11 protein-coding genes are annotated in these 20,896 nt (G+C 74.1%); 4 read left to right on the top strand and 7 right to left on the bottom strand.

From position 1 onward, the window contains the following. Window positions 1-21: 21 nt before the first annotated feature. From IE326_RS05235 to IE326_RS41810, 5 genes are all read right to left on the bottom strand, one after another. Window positions 22-1,533, bottom strand: a complete 1,512-nt coding sequence (locus IE326_RS05235; RefSeq protein ID WP_229915207.1) for a sensor histidine kinase — start codon at window positions 1,531-1,533, stop codon at window positions 22-24. Beyond that, window positions 1,526-2,206: a response regulator gene (locus IE326_RS05240; protein ID WP_150231829.1), complete on the bottom strand. Its 681-nt coding sequence runs from the start codon at window positions 2,204-2,206 to the stop codon at window positions 1,526-1,528. Before IE326_RS05240 ends, IE326_RS05235 begins: the two co-directional genes overlap by 8 nt. Before the next feature lie 82 nt (window positions 2,207-2,288). Then, the gene (gene glgP / locus IE326_RS05245) at window positions 2,289-4,856 is read right to left on the bottom strand and encodes an alpha-glucan family phosphorylase (RefSeq protein ID WP_190040939.1); all 2,568 of its coding nucleotides are present in this window, start codon (window positions 4,854-4,856) and stop codon (window positions 2,289-2,291) included. Between the two features lie 152 nt (window positions 4,857-5,008). Next, window positions 5,009-8,023 carry an ABC transporter substrate-binding protein gene (locus IE326_RS05250; protein WP_190040940.1) on the bottom strand — a complete coding sequence of 1,005 codons (3,015 nt, stop codon included), beginning with the start codon at window positions 8,021-8,023 and terminating at the stop codon, window positions 5,009-5,011. 89 nt (window positions 8,024-8,112) lie between these two features. Beyond that, window positions 8,113-8,934 carry an AraC family transcriptional regulator gene (locus tag IE326_RS41810; protein WP_190040941.1) on the bottom strand — a complete coding sequence of 274 codons (822 nt, stop codon included), beginning with the start codon at window positions 8,932-8,934 and terminating at the stop codon, window positions 8,113-8,115. Between the two features lie 363 nt (window positions 8,935-9,297). Here IE326_RS41810 and IE326_RS05260 point away from each other — a divergent pair, with 363 nt between their 5' ends. From IE326_RS05260 to glgB, 4 genes are all read left to right on the top strand, one after another. Then, window positions 9,298-11,283 (top strand): alpha-1,4-glucan--maltose-1-phosphate maltosyltransferase, encoded by a 1,986-nt coding sequence (locus tag IE326_RS05260; protein WP_150231820.1) that lies wholly within the window; start codon window positions 9,298-9,300, stop codon window positions 11,281-11,283. Further along, window positions 11,280-12,974, top strand: coding sequence for a maltose alpha-D-glucosyltransferase (treS, locus tag IE326_RS05265; protein ID WP_190040942.1), 1,695 nt, complete (start codon window positions 11,280-11,282; stop codon window positions 12,972-12,974). Before IE326_RS05260 ends, treS begins: the two co-directional genes overlap by 4 nt. A gap of 213 nt (window positions 12,975-13,187) precedes the next feature. Further along, complete coding sequence (locus IE326_RS05270) at window positions 13,188-14,540, top strand: maltokinase N-terminal cap-like domain-containing protein (protein ID WP_190040943.1); 1,353 nt, start codon at window positions 13,188-13,190, stop codon at window positions 14,538-14,540. A gap of 202 nt (window positions 14,541-14,742) precedes the next feature. Next, window positions 14,743-16,956 carry a 1,4-alpha-glucan branching enzyme gene (glgB, locus tag IE326_RS05275; protein WP_190040944.1) on the top strand — a complete coding sequence of 738 codons (2,214 nt, stop codon included), beginning with the start codon at window positions 14,743-14,745 and terminating at the stop codon, window positions 16,954-16,956. Between the two features lie 26 nt (window positions 16,957-16,982). On the opposite strand, the gene IE326_RS05280 is transcribed toward glgB, so the two are convergent. After that, complete coding sequence (locus IE326_RS05280) at window positions 16,983-19,217, bottom strand: HelD family protein (protein WP_150231812.1); 2,235 nt, start codon at window positions 19,215-19,217, stop codon at window positions 16,983-16,985. Between the two features lie 291 nt (window positions 19,218-19,508). Then, the gene (locus IE326_RS05285; protein ID WP_190040945.1) at window positions 19,509-20,873 is read right to left on the bottom strand and encodes a cation:dicarboxylate symporter family transporter; all 1,365 of its coding nucleotides are present in this window, start codon (window positions 20,871-20,873) and stop codon (window positions 19,509-19,511) included. Between the last annotated feature and the right edge of the window lie 23 nt (window positions 20,874-20,896).

Below are 20,896 nucleotides of genomic sequence, written 5' to 3' on the forward strand. Positions count from 1 at the left end.
TCCCTCCGGGCGTCCGCCCGTTCACGGCAGCTCCGCCTTGTGGACCAGCCGTCCCGCCACGAAGCACAGCCGGTAGACCGGGAGTTCCGCGAAGACCGTCGTCCGGTAGTAGCGGCACTCGTCCGTGCCCCCCGGCTCGGCCCCCAGCCCCTTCGGCGGGGTCTCCAGCGCGTGGTCCGGCAGGTCCTCCGCGATCTCCGCGTACGCCTGGCCGACCAGCAGCCGCGCGTAGTTGTCGGGCTCCAGGTACGAGCGGGACTGCGACCACACCGCCACGCCCGCCGTCAGCACCGCCAGCGCCGCCAGCAGCGCCAGCGGGATCCAGATCGCCCGCACCAGGTCCGCGCGGACCCGCCGCCGGGCCCGGTCCAGCTCCCGCGCCGAGGTCGGCGCGGGAGGCACCGGCACGGGCGGGCGCCGGGGCAGCACCGCCGTCAGCGCGAAGCCGCCGCCGGGCAGCGGGCCGTGGGCCAGCGTGCCGCCGGCCAGCCGGACCCGCTCGTCGAGTCCGACCAGCCCGGAGCCCCCGGAGGCGGGCGGCCCCGACCCGGTGCCCGGCCCGCTCACCACCCGTACCGTCACCCGCGAGGCGGTCTCCCGCAGCCCGACCGTCACGGCGGCGCCGGGGGCGTGCTTGGCGGCGTTCGTCAGCCCCTCCTGCACCACCCGGTGCAGCGCCCGGCCCGTCATGCCCGGCGGCTCCGGCACGGCGGCGGAGAGCGTCACGTCGAGGCCCGAGGCCCGGGCCCGGTCCACCAGCTCGGCGACGGTCTCGTCCGGCGGGGTCGTCGGCGCCCGGGCGCCCTCCTCCCGCAGCACCCCGATGACGTCCCGGAGGCGTTCGGTCGCCGCCGCGGCGGCCCGGCGCAGATCGCCCGCGGCCCGCTGCTGCTCGGGGCCGAGACCCGGATCCACCTCCAGGACGCCCGCCCGCACCGCGATCAGCGCCAGGTCGTGCCCGAGGGAGTCGTGCATGTCCCCGGCGATCCGCGACCGCTCCCGCAGCCGCTCCCGGTCGGCGACGGCCGCCTGCTCCCGCTCCATCCGGTCGGCCAGCTCCCAGCCGCTGCGCACCAGCCGGTCGTACTGGCGCACGTACCGGCCGACCAGCCACGGCGCCACGATCGCGAGGGCGAGGGCGAGCAGCAGGGCGAACCAGGGGCCGAGGGAGGTGCCGGTGAGCCGGGTGAGCAGCAGCCCCACCGCCGCCACCGCCCCGAAGAGCCACAGCGACCCCCGGGCGTGGTCCTGCCGTCGCCCGGCGAGGTAGCCGAAGGCGACGAGGGCGAGGCTGTACGAGGGGGTGAAGAGCTCCAGGGAGGCGGGCAGGCTCGCCGCGACCGTGACGGCGAGCGGCAGCAGCGGCCACCGGCGGCTGACGGCGACGCAGCCGCCGAGGACGGTGACGCCGACGGCGACCTGGAGCCAGGACCCGCCGTCGGCCGGGTCGGAGCGCAGCAGCACGGGGACGGAGAGCAGCACCCACAGGGTCAGGTCGAAGAGCCGCCGCCGCACCGGGGAGGACTCAGGCACCGGGGCCGCCGTCCTCCCGGGCGTCCGCCACGAGCCCCGCCTCGTGGGCGAGGACCGCGAGCTGGACCCGGTTGCGCAGGCCGAGGCGGGCGAGGACCGCGCTCACGTGCGCCTTCACCGTGCCCTCGACGACGTGCATCCGGGCGGCGATCTCCTGGTTGGAGCAGCCGGCGGCGAGCAGCGAGACGACCTCCCGCTCGCGGCCGGTGAGCGGGGCGAGCCGGGCTCGGGCGGCGGCGGCGCGGGTCAGCCGCTCGCCGCCGAGGGTGTCGATGACCCGGCGGGCGACGGCCGGCGAGAGCGCGGCGCCGCCGGCGGCGACCGCCCGGACCCCGGCGATCAGCTCGCGCGGGTCGCCGGACTTGAGGAGGAAGCCGCCGACGCCGACGCCGAGGGCGCGGGCGATGTAGTCGTCCTCGGAGAAGGTGGTGAGCATGACGACCGCCGTGTCCGGCAGGGTCCGGCGGAGCTCGCCTGCGGCGGCGAGCCCGTCGAGGCGGGGCATCCGGATGTCGAGGAGGGCCACGTCGGGCCGGTGCAGCCGGGCCAGCTCCACCGCCCCGTGCCCGTCCCCCGCCTCCGCGACCACCTCGATCCCGGGGTCGGTGGCGAGGATCGCCCGCACCCCGGCCCGGATCATCGCCTCGTCGTCCGCCAGCAGCACCCTGATCATGCGCTCCAGCCTAGGCCGCGCCTTCCCCGCCGGGCCGGGGCCCCGGTGGGGCCCCGGCCCGGCGGGGCCCCGGTCGGTGGGGCTACCTCAGGAGGACCCCCGCGCCGCCGGGGCCCGCGCCCCCGGTCCCCGGGTCGTCGGGGAGGGCGAGGAGGCCGGGTTCGGCGGGGTGGGCGAGGAGGGGGTGGGCGGGCAGGACGCGGACGGTGCAGCCGAAGGGGCCGGTGCGGTCCAGTTCCAGGGTGCCCGCGTAGGGCTGCCGGCCCTCCAGGTCCGGGCCGCCGGCCGGTTTGAGGGCGACGGTCCGGGTGTCGGTGAGGGAGTCCTGGGCGTCGACCCGGCCGGTGACGGCCTGCACCTCGACGTCGTCCGGGGAGAGTCCGCCGAGCGCGACCCGGACCCGGACGCCGGGGGTGGCGCCCAGTTCGGCCCCGGCCTCGGCGAGGTCGTCGCCGATCTCGACGTGGTCCACCGCCACGCCGGGCCAGGCCGCCCGGACCCGGGCCTTCCAGGCGGCGAGCTCCCGCGCCCGGTCCGGGGTGAGCGCCCGGCGGGCCGCGGCGGCGGGGACGTACAGCCGCTCCACGTACTCGCGGACCATCCGGTCGGCGAGCACCTTCGGGCCGAGGTCGGTGAGGGTGCGGCGGACCATGGCGGTCCAGGCGGCGGGGACGCCGTCGGGGCCGCGGTCGTAGAAGCGGGGGGCGACCCGGCGTTCGATCAGCTCGTAGAGGGCGGCGGCCTCCAGGTCGTCGCGGCGCTCCTCGTCGGCCGCGGCGGCGCCGTCGGCGGTGGGGATGGCCCAGCCGAACTCGGGCTCGTACCACTCGTCCCACCAGCCGTCCAGGACGGAGAGGTTGAGGCAGCCGTTGAGGGCGGCCTTCATGCCGCTGGTGCCGCACGCCTCCAGGGGCCGCAGCGGGTTGTTGAGCCAGACGTCGCAGCCGGGGTAGAGGCCGCGGGCCATCTCCATGCCGTAGTCGGGCAGGAAGACGATCCGGTGCCGGACCCGGGGGTCGTCGGCGAAGCGGACCAGTTCCTGGACCAGCTTCTTGCCGCCGTCGTCGGCCGGGTGGGCCTTGCCGGCGACGACCAGCTGCACCGGCCGCTCGGGGTGGAGCAGCAGGGCGCGCAGTCGGTCCTTGTCGCGGAGCATCAGGGTGAGCCGCTTGTACGAGGGGACGCGGCGGGCGAAGCCGATGGTGAGGACGTCGGGGTCGAGGACGGAGTCGGTCCAGCCGAGTTCGGCGGCGGCCGCGCCGCGCTGCCGCCAGGAGGCCCGCAGCCGGTCGCGGACGTCGGCGACGAGCCGGGCGCGCAGGGTGCGGCGCAGTTCCCACAGTTCGGCGTCGCTCGCGTCGGGGCCGAGGCCGCCGACCTCGGGGGCGGTCCAGGTGGGGGCGTGGACGCCGTTGGTGATGGAGGTGATCGGCACCTCGTCGGCGTCGAACCCCGGCCAGAGTCCGGCGAACATCTCGCGGCTGACGGCGCCGTGGAGGGTGGAGACGCCGTTGGCGCGCTGGGCGAGCCGCAGGCCCATGGCGGCCATGTTGAAGACGCCGCCCTCGCCGCCGAGGGGGGTCTCGTCGCCGAGGGCGAGGATCCGGGCGGTGTCGAGGCCGGGGAGGGCGCCGTCGTCGCCGAGGTGGCGGGCGACGAGTTCGCGGTCGAAGCGGTCGATGCCGGCGGGGACGGGGGTGTGGGTGGTGAAGACGGTGCCGGCCCGGACGGTCTCCAGGGCGGCGTCGAAGTCGAGGCCCTCGCGCTGGAGTTCGCGGATCCGCTCCAGGCCGAGGAAGCCGGCGTGGCCCTCGTTGGTGTGGAAGACCTCGGGCGCGGGGTGGCCTGTGAGCCGGGTGTACGCGCGGACGGCGCGGACGCCGCCGATGCCGAGGAGCATCTCCTGGAGGAGCCGGTGCTCGCTGCCGCCGCCGTACAGCCGGTCGGTGACGGACCGTTCGCCGGGGGCGTTCTCCTCGACGTCCGAGTCGAGCATGAGCAGCGGGACGCGGCCGACCTCGGCGATCCACAGGTGGGCGTGGAGGCTGCGGCCGCCGGGCAGGGCGAGGGTGACCCGGGCGGGGGTGCCGTCGGGTTCGCGCAGCAGGGTGACGGGCAGCTCGCCGGGGTCGAGGACGGGGTACTGCTCCTGCTGCCAGCCGTCGCGGCCGAGGGACTGCCGGAAGTAGCCGTGGCGGTAGAGGAGTCCGACGCCGATCAGGGGGACGCCGAGGTCGCTGGCGGACTTGAGGTGGTCGCCGGCGAGGATGCCGAGCCCGCCGGAGTACTGGGGCAGGGCGGCGGCGACGCCGAACTCGGGCGAGAAGTAGGCGAGGGCGGCGGGGCCGTCGCCGGAGCCGCGCTCCTGGTACCAGCGGGGCCGGTGCAGGTAGGCGTCGAGGTCCTCGGCGGCGGCGGCGAGCCGGGCGAGGAAGCCGGGGTCGGCGGCGAGCGCGGTGAGCCGGGGGGCTTCCAGGGCGCCGAGGACGCGGACGGGATCGGCGCCCGCGAGCCCTTCGGGGGCCAGGGAGTCGAAGAGGGCGCGGGTCGGCTCGTGCCAGGACCAGCGCAGGTTGCGGGCCAGGGCGGCGAGGGGTCGGAGGGTGTCCGGGAGGACAGGACGCACGGTGAATCGACGGATTGCCTTCACGTGTCCCACCTTCGCAGGCCGGTGACGGAACGGAGCGGACGCACCACGCTGTGCGTCCGGCGTGCCGCACCGAGCGTAGGGCCCGGGGCCGCTCGGGGGCAGGGCGCCCAGGGGGGCGCGCGTCCCCCGGGCGTGCCGGGGGACGCGCGGCGTCAGGGCTCTTCGCCGAGGCCCAGGGCCTGCACGTCGACCAGGTTGAAGGCTTCGTGGACGTAGACGTTGGTCAGGCGCGGGTGGCGGTAGTTGACGGTCTTCTCGGCGGTGAGGGGCAGGTAGTGGGCGCCGTCGGTGAGCCGGTGGTTGATCTGCCGGTGGATCCGGTTCGCCTCGGCGTCGTCGGTCTCGGCGGACGCCTTGCGGAACAGTTCGTCGATCGCGGGGTCCTTCACCCGGGCGTAGTTGCTGTTGCCCTCGGTCCTGGTGAGGGCGCTGTCGGCGAGGGGCTGGAGGAAGCCCGCGCCGGTGGGGAAGTCGGCGCCCCAGCCCAGCATGAGCATGCCGATCCCCTTCTCCCGCTGGATCTTGGGGGAGCCCAGGGCCGCGTAGTAGGCGGGGACGCTGTCGAAGCGCACGGCCTCCAGGCGGATGCCGACCGCCTTCAGGTCGTTCTGGAGGGCGGTGAACGCGGCGCTGTCCTTGGGGTTGTTGCTGTTCAGGGCGACCTTGGTGGTGAAGCCGCCGGGCTTGCCGCAGGCCCGCAGCGCCCTCTCGGCCTCCTCCTTGCGGGGCTTGCCGCCGGTCAGGCCGAAGGGGTCGTAGGAGTCGGCGCCGCGGACCGTGGGCGGCAGCATGCTGCCCTGGAGGGAGGCGAAGGCGGGGCCGCCGCGCGCGGTCCGCAGGGCCTCGGTGCCGGCCGCGTACACCACCGCCTTGCGGCAGTCGAGGTCGTCGAAGGGGGCGACGTCGGAGATCATCGCGGCCATCCGGATGTACCCGCTGTACGGGTTGTCCACCTGGGCCTTCAGCTTCGGGTCGCCCAGCACCCTGGCGGCGGTCGCCTGCGTCAGGCCGAGCTGGGAGGCGTCGAGGTCGGCGGTGCCCGCGAGGAGCTGCTGGTCGACCTTGTCCTGGTCGGTCGTGATGGTCAGCTCGACGCGGTCCGGCAGGGCCTTGCGGAGCGGGTCGGTGGCCCGGTCCCAGTGCTCGTTGCGGACGAGGACCAGCGACCGGTCCGGCTGGTAGGAGGAGAAGCGGTACGGGCCGGAGGCCATGGGCCTGGTCCCGTAGCGGGCGGCGGTGTCGTGCCGCCGCGGCACGGGGGCCGTGGCGCCCATGGTGAGCAGGTACGGGAAGCGGGAGTCGGCCTCGGCCAGCCGGAAGACGATGGTGAGGTCGTCCGGGGTCTCGACGGACCGCAGGCCCGACGTCCCGGTGTCCTTGTACGGGCCCCGGTAGCCCTGCTTCTGGTCGAGGACGTCGACGAGGTACGTGGGTCCGCCGGCGACGTCCGTGGAGAAGACGCGCTCGACGCCGTACTTGACGTCGGCGGCGGTGATCGGCGTGCCGTCCTCGAACTTCATGCCGGGCCGCAGCCGGAAGGTGTAGGTCCGGCCGTCGGCGGACACCTCGGGCGGGGCGGCGGCCAGGTCCGGGACGACGGCGAGGCCGTCCTCGCCCGGCGCGGCGGCGTAGGTCATCAGGGTGCGGGCGTAGAGCCGCTGGATGTTCCAGACCCAGCCGTAGTAGGAGCGGGCCGGGTCCCAGGAGTCGGCGTCCGACGAGCTCACCAGGCGGAGGGTGCCGCCCTTCTTGTCGGAGGCGTTGACCACCTTGCCGACGGCGCCGTCGAAGCCGCCGGTGGATCCGGTGGCCCCCTCGCCCTTCTGTCCGCCCTTTCCTCCGTCGGTCCCCCCGTCCGTCCCCGCGCCCTTCTGTCCGCCGTCGCCCTGGCTCTGCTGGTCCTTCTTGCCGGCCGGGTCGTCCTTCTGCCGGAGGATCACGGCGGTGACGCCGCCCGCGAGCAGGACGACGCCGAGGGCGATCGCCAGGAGCCTGCGGCCCCGGGCGCGGCCGGGCGTACGGGCCCGTGCGCCGTCGGGGCCGGGGGGGTACGGGCCGGGGGCCGTGACGGCGTACGGGTTGCCCGCGAGCGGCACTCCGACCGGGACCGGTATCGCGGGCGGGGTGGCCGGCAGCGAGGGCGGCGGGGTGCTCGGCATCGCCGGCGGCGTGCTCGGCATCGCGGGCGGGGCGGCGGGGCCCTTCGCCAGCGGGACGCGGGGGTCGGAGGCGGGGGTCGCCGCGTCGGGCGCGGGGGCCGGTGCGCCGGGCGCGGGGGCCGGTGCGGGGCCGGCCGGCGGGCCGCCGGAGCCCGACGCGGCGAGGGACGCCGCCACCGCCTCCGGCAGCCAGTCGGTCTGCTGCGCGTGTCCCCCGCCGTAGGTGTGGCCGCTGCCCTCGCCGAGCAGTCCGGCGAACTCCGCGAGCAGCTCCGGCACGGTGGGCCGCCGGGCGGGGTCCTTCTCCAGGCACCGGGCGACGAAGTCCGTGCCCGGCGGCAGCAGCCGCAGGTCGGGTTCCGAGTAGACGGCGCGGAAGTTCACCGAGTGCGCGGACCCGGTGCCGAAGGGGCCGACCCCGCAGGCCGCGAAGGCCAGCACCGCGCCCAGCGAGAAGACGTCGCTCGCGGGGCCGACGGCGCTGCCCGCCACCTGCTCGGGCGACATGAAGCCGGGGGTGCCGATCACCATCCCCGCCTGGGTCAGGACGCTCGACTCGGCGAGGATCGAGATGCCGAAGTCGATCACCCGGGGGCCGTCGGCGGCGATCAGCACGTTCGACGGCTTCAGGTCGCGGTGGACCAGGCCCGTGCCGTGGATGGCCTCCAGGGCCTCGACGAGTCCCGCCCCCAGGTAGAGCAGCGAGCGGCGGGGCCATCCCCCGTGCGCGCGGACGGCCGCCTCCAGGGACGGGCCGGGGACGTGGGCGGTGGCGAGCCAGGGCGGCGAGCCCAGGGGGTCGGCGTCGACGACGGCCGCGGTGAAGAAGCCGGTGACCCGGCGGGCGGCCTCCACCTCGCGGACGAACCGGCGCTGGAACTCGGGGTCCTCCGCGAGTTCGGCGCGCACCACCTTGACGGCGACCATCCGGCCGCTCGTGGACCGCCCGAGGTAGACGCGTCCCATTCCGCCCGCGCCCAGGCGGGCGAGGATCCGGTACCGCCCCACCTGCCGCGGATCCGAAGCATCCAGCGCTTGCAACCCCGCCCCCGTCCCCGTCCTCGGCGCCGCATCCCCTGGACGCCGGGACGATTACATCAGATGCGCCGGACAGGCCGCCCTCCCCGGCGGGGGGCGGCGGCCCGGTACTCGCCCGGGGTGGTCCCGTAGGCGGTGCGGAAGGCGAGGTGGAAGCCGACCCGGCTGCGGTAGCCGACCCGGGCCGGCACGGCCGACTGGGGGAGCCCGGTCTCGGCCAGCAGCCGGGCCGCCTCCCGTATCCGGCGGGCCGTCAGCAGGCGGGCCGGGGAGGTGCCCACGGCCTCGCGGAAGGCGGCGGTGAAGGCGGAGCGGGACATCCCGGCCTCGCGGGCGAGGGTCACCACGGTCCACGGCTCGGCGTAGCGGGACTCGATGGCGGAGAGCGCCCGGCCGATGCCGGGGTGCGGGCGGGGTCCGTCCGGCGGGCGGGGCACGGCGGCGGCGAGGGGGAGCGCCGCCTCGAACACCCGCAGGGCGAGCAGCCGGTCGCCGGGTCCGGTCCGCCGGCCGGGGGCGGCGAGCAGCCGGAGGGTGCCGTGGAGCAGCGGCGCCCCCTCGACCCGGTCCCGGCCGAGCAGGACGGCCCGGGGCAGGCCGGCGACGAGGGGGGTGGCGGCCCGGCGGTCGTATCCGGTCCGGACGCTCAGCAGCCGGGTGGGCGGTCCCGGCCCGTCGAGCGCGAGCAGCCGGACGGCGGACGCGTCGGGGGGCCCTCCCGGGGCGGGGACGACGCGGTGCCGGGCGGCGGTGGGCAACAGGACCAGTTCGCCGCGGACGGGTTCGAGGGGGGCGGCGCCGGTGACGGCGATCCGGCAGCCGCCGTCGAGGACGTAGTGCAGCACGGCCCGTGCGGCGACGGTGGCGGTGACGGTGTCCACGGGGTTCACGCACCTTCCGCGGTCGGTGACGACGGAGCGTCAGCGTAGCGAGGCGGGCGGGGGATCCGGTCCGTCCCGGTGTGTCCGGGCGGGTTCCCGTCCGGTACGCGTCCTTGCCCGATCCGCTACGCCCTAGTAGTTAACAAAGGGTCGGGATTGCCTCCCCGGGAAGCCGGGGAAGGCTCCTCCCGGTACCCCCGAATCCGTCTCCCCCGTACCCGTCTTCATCCCTGTGGGCCCGCCATCCGAGTGAACGCGGAGGGGCGCGGCGATGCCCGCCTCTCCCCGGCCTCCGGCGCGGCTAGAAAGAGCGCACACCACCCGCACCCCCGCGAACCGTCAGGTGATGCCGTGAATCCGCTCATGGGACGCATTCCCGTACTGGACGTCCGCCCCTCGGTCGACTGTGGCCGGCGCCCCGCGAAGGCGGTGGCCGGCGAAACCTTCGAGGTGTCGGCGACCGTCTTCCGCGAGGGCCACGACGCGGTCGCCGCCAACGTCGTGCTGACCGGTCCGACCGGCCGGCCGGGGCCCTGGACCCCGATGCGCGAGCTGGCCGAGGGCTCCGACCGCTGGGGTGCCGAGGTCACCCCGGACACCGAGGGCCTGTGGACGTACACCGTCGAGGCGTGGAGCGACCCGCTGGCGACGTGGCGCCACGCGGCGAAGATCAAAATCCCGGCCGGGATCGACTCCGAACTCGTCCTCGCCGAGGGCGCGGAGCTGCACGAACGGGCCGCGAAGGGCGTCCCGAAGAAGGGCGGCGGCCGGGAGGCGGTGCTCGCGGCGGCGGACGCGCTGCGGGACGAGTCCCGGCCGGCGGCCGCCCGGCTCGCGGCGGCGCTGGCCCCCCGGGTGACCGGGATCCTGGAGCGGCACCCGCTGCGCGAACTGGTCTCCGCCTCTCCGGCGTTCCCGCTCCGGGTGGAGCGCGAGCGGGCCCTGTACGGCTCCTGGTACGAGTTCTTCCCGCGCTCGGAGGGCGTGCGGACGGTGGAGGGCCGCACGGTCCCGGGGAACTTCCGCACCGCCGCCGAACGGCTCCCGGCCATCGCGGCGATGGGCTTCGACGTGGTCTACCTGCCGCCGGTCCACCCGATCGGCGAGACCCACCGCAAGGGCCCCAACAACTCCCTGTCCGCGTCCCCGAGCGACGTCGGCGTGCCGTGGGCGATCGGCTCGCCGGAGGGCGGGCACGACGCCGTCCACCCGGACCTGGGCACGATCGAGGACTTCGACGCCTTCGTGGCCCGGGCGCGCGAGCTGCGCCTGGAGGTCGCGCTGGACTTCGCGCTCCAGTGCTCGCCGGACCACCCGTGGGTGGAGAAGCACCCGGAGTGGTTCCACCACCGTCCGGACGGCTCGATCGCCTACGCGGAGAACCCGCCGAAGAAGTACCAGGACATCTACCCCATCGCGTTCGACGCCGACATGGACGGGATCGTCGCCGAGACCGTGCGGGTGCTGCGGCACTGGATGGACCACGGGGTGCGGATCTTCCGGGTGGACAACCCGCACACCAAGCCGGTGGTGTTCTGGGAGCGCGTGATCGGCGAGGTCAACGCCGCCGACCCGGACGTGATCTTCCTGGCCGAGGCGTTCACCCGGCCGGCGATGATGCGGACGCTCGGCGCGATCGGCTTCCAGCAGTCGTACACGTACTTCACCTGGCGGAACACGAAGGACGAGCTGACCGAGTACCTCACCGAGCTGTCCGGGGACGTGGCGGCGCAGATGCGGCCCAACTTCTTCGTGAACACCCCGGACATCCTGCACGCCTACCTCCAGGAGGGCGGCCGGCCGGCCTTCGAGGCGCGGGCGGTGCTCGCGGCGACGCTCTCGCCGACCTGGGGGATCTACGCCGGGTACGAGCTGTGCGAGAACACCCCGCTGCGCGAGGGCAGCGAGGAGTACCTGGACTCGGAGAAGTACCAACTGCGGCCCCGGGACTGGGAGTCGGCGGAGCGGTCGGGCGCGACGATCGCCCCGCTGATCACCACCCTGAACCGGGCCCGCCGCCGCAACCCGGCGCTCCGGCGGCTGCGGAACCTGACCTTCCACCAGGCGGACAACCCGCAGGTGATCGCCTATTCCAAGAAGTCGGGTTCGAACATCGTTCTGGTGGTCGTCAACCTCGACCCGCACCACACCCAGGAGGCGACGGTCTCGTTGAACATGCCGGAACTCGGCCTCGCCTGGCACGAGACCGTGCCGGTGCGCGACGAGCTCACCGGCGACACCTATCACTGGGGCAGGAACGCGTACGTACGCCTGGAACCGGGCGTCGCCCCCGCGCACGTGCTCGTCCTGCGACCGTCCCCGCAGACCGGAGGGTCACCCATCTCATGACCGTCAACGATCCCGTCCCCGACACCTTCGAGGACACCCCCGCCAAGGACCTCGATCCCGACTGGTTCAAGCGGGCCGTCTTCTACGAGGTCCTCGTCCGGTCCTTCCAGGACAGCAACGGCGACGGCGTCGGCGACCTGAAGGGCATCACGTCCCGTCTGGACTACCTCCAGTGGCTGGGCGTGGACTGCCTGTGGCTGCCGCCGTTCTTCAAGTCCCCGCTGCGCGACGGCGGCTACGACGTCGCCGACTACACCTCGGTCCTCCCCGAGTTCGGCGACCTCGCCGACTTCGTCGAGTTCGTGGACGCGGCGCACCAGCGCGGGATGCGCGTGATCATCGACTTCGTCATGAACCACACCAGCGACCAGCACCCGTGGTTCCAGGAGTCGCGGCGCGACCCGGACGGCCCGTACGGCGACTACTACGTCTGGGCCGACGACGACAAGCAGTACCCGGACGCCCGGATCATCTTCGTCGACACCGAGTCCTCCAACTGGACCTTCGACCCGGTCCGGGGGCAGTACTACTGGCACCGCTTCTTCTCGCACCAGCCGGACCTCAACTACGAGAACCCGGCCGTGCAGGAGGAGATCCTGTCGGCGCTGAAGTTCTGGCTGGACCTGGGGATCGACGGCTTCCGGCTGGACGCGGTGCCCTACCTGTACCAGCGGGAGGGCACCAACTGCGAGAACCTGCCGGAGACCCACACCTTCCTCAAGCGGGTCCGCAAGGAGATCGACGACCACTACCCGGACACGGTGCTGCTCGCCGAGGCCAACCAGTGGCCGGAGGACGTCGTCGACTACTTCGGCGACTTCCGCTCCGGCGGCGACGAGTGCCACATGGCCTTCCACTTCCCGGTCATGCCGCGGATCTTCATGGCCGTGCGGCGCGAGTCCCGCCACCCGGTCTCCGAGATCCTGGCGAAGACGCCGGAGATCCCCTCCGGCTGTCAGTGGGGCATCTTCCTGCGCAACCACGACGAGCTCACGCTCGAGATGGTCACGGACGAAGAACGCGACTACATGTACGCCGAGTACGCCAAGGACCCGCGGATGCGGGCCAACATCGGCATCCGGCGGCGGCTCGCCCCGCTCCTCGACAACGACCGCAAGCAGATGGAGCTGTTCACCGCGCTGCTCTTCTCGCTGCCGGGCTCCCCGGTGCTGTACTACGGCGACGAGATCGGCATGGGCGACAACATCTGGCTCGGCGACCGGGACGGGGTGCGCACCCCGATGCAGTGGACCCCGGACCGGAACGCGGGCTTCTCCTCCTGCGACCCGGGGCGGCTCTACCTGCCGGCCATCATGGACCCGGTCCACGGCTACCAGGTGACCAACGTGGAGGCGGGGATGGCCTCGCCGTCCTCGCTGCTGCACTGGACGAAGCGGATGATCGAGGTCCGCAAGCAGAACCGTGCCTTCGGGACGGGGACGTACACCGAACTCCCGGCGTCCAACCCGGCGGTGCTGGCCTTCCTCCGGGAGGACGGCGACGACCTGGTGCTGTGCGTGAACAACTTCTCGCGGCACGCCCAGCCGACCGAGCTCGACCTGCGGCGCTTCGCCGGGATGCGGCCGGTGGAACTGATCGGCGGGGTGGAGTTCCCGGCGGTCGGCGAACTGCCGTACCTGCTGACGCTGGCGGGTCACGGCTTCTACTGGTTCCGCATGAAGCGGAGTTGACGGAGGGTCATTCCGGGCGGGGCGGTTTCCGCCGCCCCGCTCCGGGAACTGTGTCCCACACACGATCCGGCCCCGTCCGGGTCCATCCATACGGATCTTCCCTTTCCGACACGTCCCGCACTTCCGGACAGCCCCAGCTGCAATCCGGGACAATCTGCGCATTTGAACGCTTACGACAGCCCTGTGCGCGCCCCGGGGAAAGGACGCGATGCCATGACGGAGACCGCCGCATCCACCACCCGGGCCCCGGACGCCCTCCTCCCGTCCCTCGCGCCCCTGCTCCACGAATGGCTGCCCCGGCAGCGCTGGTTCGCGGGCAAGGGGCGCCGGGTCACCGGATTCACCCTGGACGCGGCCACCGAGCTGCTGCCCCTGGACGGCGCCGGGCCCGGCCTCCTCCACCTCCTGCTGCGGGTCGAACAGCCCGGCCGCCCGGCCGGCGAACCCGCCGACTGCTACCAACTCCTGCTCGGCGTACGGTTCCAGCTGCCGCCGCGCCTCGCCCCCGCCCTCATCGGACGGGTCCGGCAGGGCCCGCTGGCCGGCCGCGCCCTCTACGAAGGACTGCGCGACCCGCGCCTCGCCGGGCTCCTGTACGAGCGGCTGCGCACCCCCGGCCGCACGGGACCGCTCCGCTTCCACGCCACCCGCCCGCTGCCCGGGGCGCTCGCCCCCCGGGTCCTCGACGCCGAACAGTCCAACTCCTCGCTGGTGTTCGGCGACGCGTACATCCTGAAGATCTTCCGCCGGGTCAGCCCCGGCGCCAACCCCGACCTCGAACTGCCCCTCGCCCTCGGGCAGGCCGGCTGCGCCCGCGTCCCCGCGCCGGTCGCCTGGTTCGAGTCCGGGGCGGCCACGCTGGGCGTCCTCCAGCCCTATCTGCGCGACTCCCGCGACGGGTGGCGGCTCGCCCTCGACGCGCTCGCGGCCGGGCGGGAGTTCACCGCCGAGGCAAGGGCGCTGGGGCGGGCCACCGCCGAGGTCCACCTCGCCCTCGCAGCCGCGCTGCCCACCCTGCGGCTCGAACGCGCCGAGACCGAGGGGCTCGCCGCCGCCATGGACCGGCGGCTGCACGCCGCCGCCCAGGCCGTCCCCGCGCTCCTGCCGTACGTCCCCGGGCTGCGGGCCGTCTTCGCGGCGGCGGGCGAGGCGGAGGGGGCGGGCACGGTGCAGCGGATCCACGGCGACCTGCACCTCGGGCAGACCCTGCGCGGCTCCGACGGGGCCTGGGCCGTCATCGACTTCGAGGGCGAACCCGCGAAGCCCCTCGACGAGCGGCGGCGCCCGCAGCCGACCGTCCGCGACGTCGCCGGCATGCTGCGCTCCTTCGACTACGCCGCCCGCACCCACCGGCCCTGGAACGCGGACTGGGCGGCGCGGTGCCGGGCGGCGTACTGCACCGGCTACGCGGAGGTCGCCGGCGCGGACCCGCGCACCGACCCCGCGCTGCTGCGCGCCTACGAGACGGACAAGGCGGTCTACGAGGTCGTCTACGAGGCCCGTCACCGCCCCGACTGGCTCCCCGTCCCCATGTCCGCCATCCACCGCCTGTCCAGCCCCCGATGACCGCTCCCGCGGCGCCGCCGGTGCGGTGCCGCCGCCGTTCCGTCGCGGGCGGTCGTTCCGCCGGGGCGGAACGGGCGGGCACGGGGACGGCGGGCGCGGACGGGGGGCACGTCGTGCGAGATGGCCCGTTCGGCGGAGTTTCCCGGGGGGCGGGGGCGGCGTTGCACTTTTCGTATAGTTCCGACATTTCAGGAGGCTTCCGGTGACCGCCAAGACGCCCCGCACGGCGCCCCCTCTCGACCCCGGCGAGCGCGCGCGGCTCCTCGCCGGCGAGCACCACGACCCGCACTCCCTGCTGGGCGCCCACCCGGTGCGGGGCGGGGTGGTGATCCGGGCGCTACGGCCGTGGGCGCGGGGGGTCACGGCCGTGCTGCCGAAGGGCCGGACGGTCGAGCTGGCCGACGACGGCGACGGCCTGTTCTCCGCGCTGGTGCCGCTGCTGCGGAAGGTTCCGGCGTACGAGCTCCGCGTGCGGTACGAGGACGGCGAGACGGCCGTCCGGGACCCGTACCGGCACCTGCCGTCCCTCGGCGAACTGGACCTGCACCTGATCGGGGAGGGCCGGCACGAGGAGCTGTGGACGGCGCTCGGGTCCCGGACGATGACCCACGAGGGCGTGTCCGGCACCCGCTTCGCCGTGTGGGCGCCGAACGCCCGGGGCGTGCGGGTGACGGGCGACTTCACGCACTGGGACGGCACCGGACTGCCGATGCGGTCGCTGGGCTCGACCGGCGTGTGGGAGCTGTTCGTGCCCGGCGTCGGGGAGGGCGCGCTCTACAAGTACGACATCACCCGGCCCGACGGCTCGCACACGGTCCGCGCCGATCCGATGGCCCGCCGCACCGAGTGCCCGCCGAACACCGCGTCGATCGTCACCGAGTCGCACTACGAGTGGAGCGACGGGGAGTGGATGGCGCGGCGCGGCGACCGGCCGCCGCACGAGGCGCCGATCTCCGTCTACGAGCTCCACCTGCCGTCCTGGCGCCCCGGCCTGACCTACCGTCAGCTGGCGGACGAGCTGCCCGCGTACGTCCGCGAACTGGGCTTCACCCACGTGGAGTTCATGCCGGTCACCGAGCACCCCTTCGGCGGCTCCTGGGGCTACCAGGTGACGGGCTTCTACGCGCCGACGGCCCGCCTGGGCACCCCGGACGACTTCAAGTTCCTGGTGGACGCGCTGCACCGGGCGGGGATCGGCGTGCTGATGGACTGGGTGCCGGCGCACTTCCCGAAGGACGACTGGGCGCTGGCCGAGTTCGACGGGCGTCCGCTGTACGAGCACGCGGACCCGCGCCGTTCGCACCATCCGGACTGGGGGACGCTGGAGTTCGACTACGGCCGCAAGGAGGTGCGGAACTTCCTCGTCGCCAACGCGGTGTACTGGTGCCAGGAGTTCCACGTCGACGGCCTGCGGGTGGACGCGGTCGCGTCGATGCTCTACCTCGACTACTCGCGCGAGTACGGCGAGTGGCTGCCGAACGAGTACGGCGGTCGGGAGAACCTGGACGCGGTCGCCTTCCTCCAGGAGATGAACGCCACCGTCTACCGCCGCTGCCCCGGCATCGTCACCTTCGCCGAGGAGTCGACCGCCTGGGACGGGGTGACGCGGGCGACGGACCTGGTGGGTCCGGGCGGTCACGGCGGCCTCGGCTTCGGCATGAAGTGGAACATGGGCTGGATGCACGACTCGCTCCAGTACATGGAGAAGGAGGCGGTGCACCGCAAGTACCACCACCACGAGATGACCTTCTCGATGGTGTACGCGTACAGCGAGAACTACATCCTGCCGATCTCGCACGACGAGGTGGTGCACGGCAAGCGGGCGCTGGTGTCGAAGATGCCCGGCGACTGGTGGCAGCGGCGCGCCAACCACCGCGCCTACCTGGGCTTCATGTGGGCCCACCCGGGCAAGCAGCTCCTCTTCATGGGGCAGGAGTTCGCGCAGGGCTCGGAGTGGTCGGCGGACCACGGGCCCGAGTGGTGGCTGCTGGATCCGGCGTACGGCGCGGAGGCCGACCACCGGGGCGTGAAGGACCTGGTGGCCGACCTGAACCGGGTCTACACGGCGACGCCCTCGCTGTGGGAGCGGGACACCGTCCCGGAGGGCTTCCAGTGGGTGGCCGGGGACGCCGCCGACGACAACGTCCTCGCCTTCCTCCGCTACGACGGCTTCGGCTCGCCGCTGCTCGCGGTCTGCAACTTCTCCCCCGTCGTCCGGCACGACTACCGGATCGGCGTGCCGGACACCTTCGCCGCCTGGGGCGAGGTGCTGAACACGGACGCGGCCCGCTACGGCGGTTCGGACGTGGTCGCCGCCGACCCGGTGAAGACCGAGTCGGTGCCGTGGCACGGGCGGTCGGCGAGCGTCCGGATGACGCTGCCGCCGCTCGCGACGGTCTGGCTCAGGCCCGCCTGACGGTCGTCCGGCGGGCCTGACGGTCCTCAGGCCCGCCGGACGATCCCGAGCCGCTGGGTGGCCCGGGTCAGCGCCACGTACAGGTCGTTCGTGCCGTGCGGGGCGCCGGCCCGGATGCCGTCCGGGTCGACGACGAGGACGGTGTCGAACTCCAGGCCCTTCGCCTGCCGGGGGTCGAGGAGGACGACCGGCCGGGAGAGGTCGGGCTGCTCGCCGTGCGAGGCGTCGGGCAGGGCGGCGGCGAGGGCGGGCAGCAGCTCCGCCGGGGCGATCACGGCGAGCCGGCCCTCGGCGCGGGCCTCGGCCAGGACGGCCTCGGCGGTCGCCCCGACCGGGTCGGCGGTCGTCCGGTCCCACGGCTCGACGCCGGTGGAGCGGACCGAGCCGGGCGGCTCGAAGGCCGGGTCGTCCTCCCGGCGCACGGCGGCGGCGACCGCCATGATCTCGGCGGGCGTGCGGTAGTTCACCCCGAGCCGCACGTGCTGCCAGCGGTCCTCGACGTACGGGGCGAGGATCGCCTCCCAGGAGCCGACGCCGGCCGGGTCGCCGGTCTGCGCGGGGTCGCCGACGAGGGTCATGGAGCGGGTGGGGCTGCGGCGCATCAGCAGCCGCCACTGCATGGCGGACAGCTCCTGCGCCTCGTCGACAATGATGTGCCCGAAGGCCCAGGTGCGGTCGGCGGCGGCCCGCTCGGCGGCGGTGCGGTGGTCGGCCTCCTCGTGCCGCTCGGCGAACCGCTCGGCGTCGATGATGTCGTGCGCGGACAGCACCTCGGAGGCGTCCTCGTCGAGCTCCTCCTTGTCCTCGAACTCGTAGGTGCGGGAGGCGAAGGAGACGTCGAGGACGCCCTGCGCGTACTGCACCTGCCGCTGCCGCTCGGCCTCCTGGGCGGCGCGGGCGGCGGAGTCGTCGTGGCCGAGGAGCTCGGCGGCCTCGTCCAGGAGCGCCACGTCGCCCGGCGTCCACGCGCCGCCGTCGCGGCGGATGGCGGCCGCGTCCTCCTCGGGGAGGTGGGTGGGGTCGGCGAGGTAGTCGGCGAGGAAGTCCTCGGGGGTCAGTTCGGGCCAGAGCCCGTCGACGGCGGCGTGCACGTCCGGGTTGGCGGCGACGCCCTTGGCCAGCAGGGCGATGTCGTCGGGGCCGAGGAAGTTGGGGCCGCCGTAGGGGTCGGCGCCGATCCGGTCGGCGAGCTGTTCGGCGAGCGCGTCGAGGATCCGGAAGACGAAGGAGGGCCGGGCGAGGTTGTGCGGGAGGGCGGTCTCGCGGGCCCGGTGGCGGGCCTCCAGGGCCATGTCCCGGTCGATGACGAGGTCGCCGTCCTCGTGCGGGACGACGAGCGGCGCGTCCCGCCCGGGGACCTGCTGCCGGTCGCGCACGGCCCCGGCCAGCGCGGCGGCCATCCGGACGTCGCCCTTCACGGCGGCGGCGCGGGGGGTGTCCGTGCCGGTGGCGCGGACGCCGGGGTACAGCTCGCCGGGGGTGGCGAGGAGGACGCCGGTCTCGCCGAGCGAGGGCAGGACGTTGCCGATGTAGCCGAGGAAGGCCGGGTTGGGGCCGACGATGAGGACGGCCCGCCGGGCGAGCTGCTCGCGGTGGGCGTAGAGCAGGTACGCGGCCCGGTGCAGGGCGACGGCGGTCTTGCCGGTGCCGGGGCCGCCCTCGACGACGAGGACGCCGCGGTGCGGGGAGCGGATGATGGCGTCCTGCTCGGCCTGGATGGTCTGCACGATGTCGTGCATCCGGCCGGTGCGGGCGGCGTCGAGCGCGGCGAGCAGCACCTCGTCGGCGTCGCGGCCCTCGTGTCCCGAGCGGCTGCGGTCGGCGAGGTCGAGGACCTCGTCGTGCAGCGAGACGACCTCGCGGCCCTTGGTGGTGATGTGCCGGCGGCGGCTGAGGCCCATCGGCTCGTGGCCGGTGGCCAGGTAGAAGGGGCGGGCGACCTCGGCGCGCCAGTCGACCACCAGCGGGGTGCGCCGCGGGTCGTCCTCACGCAGGCCGATGCGCCCGATGTGGTGGTCGGCGCCGTCCCGGAAGACGAGCCGGCCGAAGCAGAGCCCGGTCTCGCCGGCGTTGAAGGCGGCGAGCAGTCCCGACTGCTCGGCCACCATGATGTCCCGCTCCAGGCGCGACTGCGCGCTGCCGGTCCCGGTCGTCCCCAGGGCCGCGCCGACGGCCGCTTCGGCACGGTCCCTCAGGTCGTCGAGCCGCGCGTAGAGCGAGGTGATGAATTTCTGCTCTTCCCGAATTGGCTCGGTTGACAATTCCACTCCCGGAGCGATACAGTGCGTTTAGTGAGCTGCTCCATGAATTTCCTTCGGATTCACCAGGGATGACATCCGGAGAAGCACACGGAATTCACCAATATACGCATCGCCTCACCCCGCCTGTCAATTCGGCCGGGGTTTTTTCATGCCCTCTCCCGGCGCGGCCGGGTGCGCGCCGCCTCGCCGCGAAGGCCCTTGACGGGGTCAAGGGCCTTCGTTCTCCGGCTGGTTCCCCCCGGTGCCCGGATCCGGCTCAAGACCCGGGTCCCGGGAGGAGGTTCACGGCGTTCAGACCCCCGCGCGGGCGCGCTCCTCACCCTGGTCGCGCTGGTCCGGCACGGCCCCGGCGGGGCCGCCGTGGTCGTGGTGCTCCGCGGCGAGGCTCTTCTCGTCGAAGGGGAACTTCCCCGCCAGGACCTCGGTCACCCTCGTCCGGTCGATCTCCTTCGTCCAGGTGCCGACGAGGACGGTGGCGACGGCGTTGCCCGCGAAGTTGGTGAGGGCGCGGGCCTCGCTCATGAAGCGGTCGATGCCGACGATGAGGCCGACGCCGTCGACCAGGTCGGGGCGGTGCGACTGGAGGCCGCCGGCGAGGGTGGCGAGCCCGGCTCCGGTGACGCCCGCGGCCCCCTTCGAGGCGATGATCATGAAGACGAGGAGGGAGATCTGCTCGCCCACCGAGAGCGGGTCGCCCATCGCCTCGGCGACGAAGAGCGAGGCCATCGTGAGGTAGATGGCGGTGCCGTCGAGGTTGAAGGAGTAACCGGTGGGGACGGTGATGCCGACGACCGGCTTGGAGACGCCCAGGTGCTCCATCTTCGCGATGAGGCGGGGCAGCGCCGACTCGGAGGAGGAGGTGGAGAGGATCAGCAGGAACTCGCGGCCCAGGTACTTCAGGAGGGACCAGATGCCGATCCCGGCGACCAGCCGGAGCAGCGTGCCGAGGACGACGAAGACGAAGAGGGCGCAGGTCAGGTAGAAGCCGATCATGATGACGGCGAGCGACTTCAGGGCGTCGAGCCCGGTCGCGCCGACGACGGCGGCGATGGCACCGAAGGCACCCACCGGGGCCGCCCACATGATCATGGAGAGGATCCGGAAGACCAGCCGCTGGATGTGCCCGATGCCCCGCAGGACCGGCGCGCCGGCCTCGCCCATGGCCTGGAGCGCGAAGCCCGCGAGGAGGGCGACCAGCAGGGTCTGGAGGACCTCGCCCTCGGTGAAGGCGGAGACCAGGGTGGTCGGGATGATGCCGAGCAGGAAGTCGGCGGTGCCCTCGCTCGCCCCCTCGGCCTGCTTGGCGCCCGCCTCGGCCAGCTCCTTGGTGAGGTGGAGGCCGGAACCGGGCTCCAGGAGGTTGCCGACGACGAGGCCGATCGCGAGTGCGACGGTCGACATCACGAGGAAGTAGCCGAGCGCGAGGCCGCCGACGGCGCCGACCTTGGCGGCCTTGCGGACCGAGCCGACGCCCAGGACGATCGTGCAGAAGATGATCGGCGAGATCATCATCTTGATCAGGTTCACGAAACCGGTGCCCAGCGGCTTCAGCTCGACGGCCACGCCGGGGGCGAGGAAACCGACGCCGATGCCGAGCAGGACGGCGCCGATCACGGCCAGATACAGATAGTGGGTGCGGTCCCGGCGTGCGGCCACGGGGTCCTCCTCGCGCTGATGGG

It is taken from the genome of Streptomyces filamentosus (assembly GCF_014654895.1).
Taxonomy (GTDB): domain Bacteria; phylum Actinomycetota; class Actinomycetes; order Streptomycetales; family Streptomycetaceae; genus Streptomyces; species Streptomyces filamentosus.

What these genes read in the sequence shown, in the direction of transcription:
- IE326_RS05270 (WP_190040943.1), top strand. Translation starts at nt 13,188, where the DNA reads ATGACGGAGACCGCCGCATCCACCACCCGGGCCCCGGACGCCCTCCTC.
- treS (WP_190040942.1), top strand. Translation starts at nt 11,280, where the DNA reads ATGACCGTCAACGATCCCGTCCCCGACACCTTCGAGGACACCCCCGCC.
- IE326_RS05240 (WP_150231829.1), bottom strand. Translation starts at nt 2,206, where the DNA reads ATGATCAGGGTGCTGCTGGCGGACGACGAGGCGATGATCCGGGCCGGG.
- IE326_RS05260 (WP_150231820.1), top strand. Translation starts at nt 9,298, where the DNA reads ATGGGACGCATTCCCGTACTGGACGTCCGCCCCTCGGTCGACTGTGGC.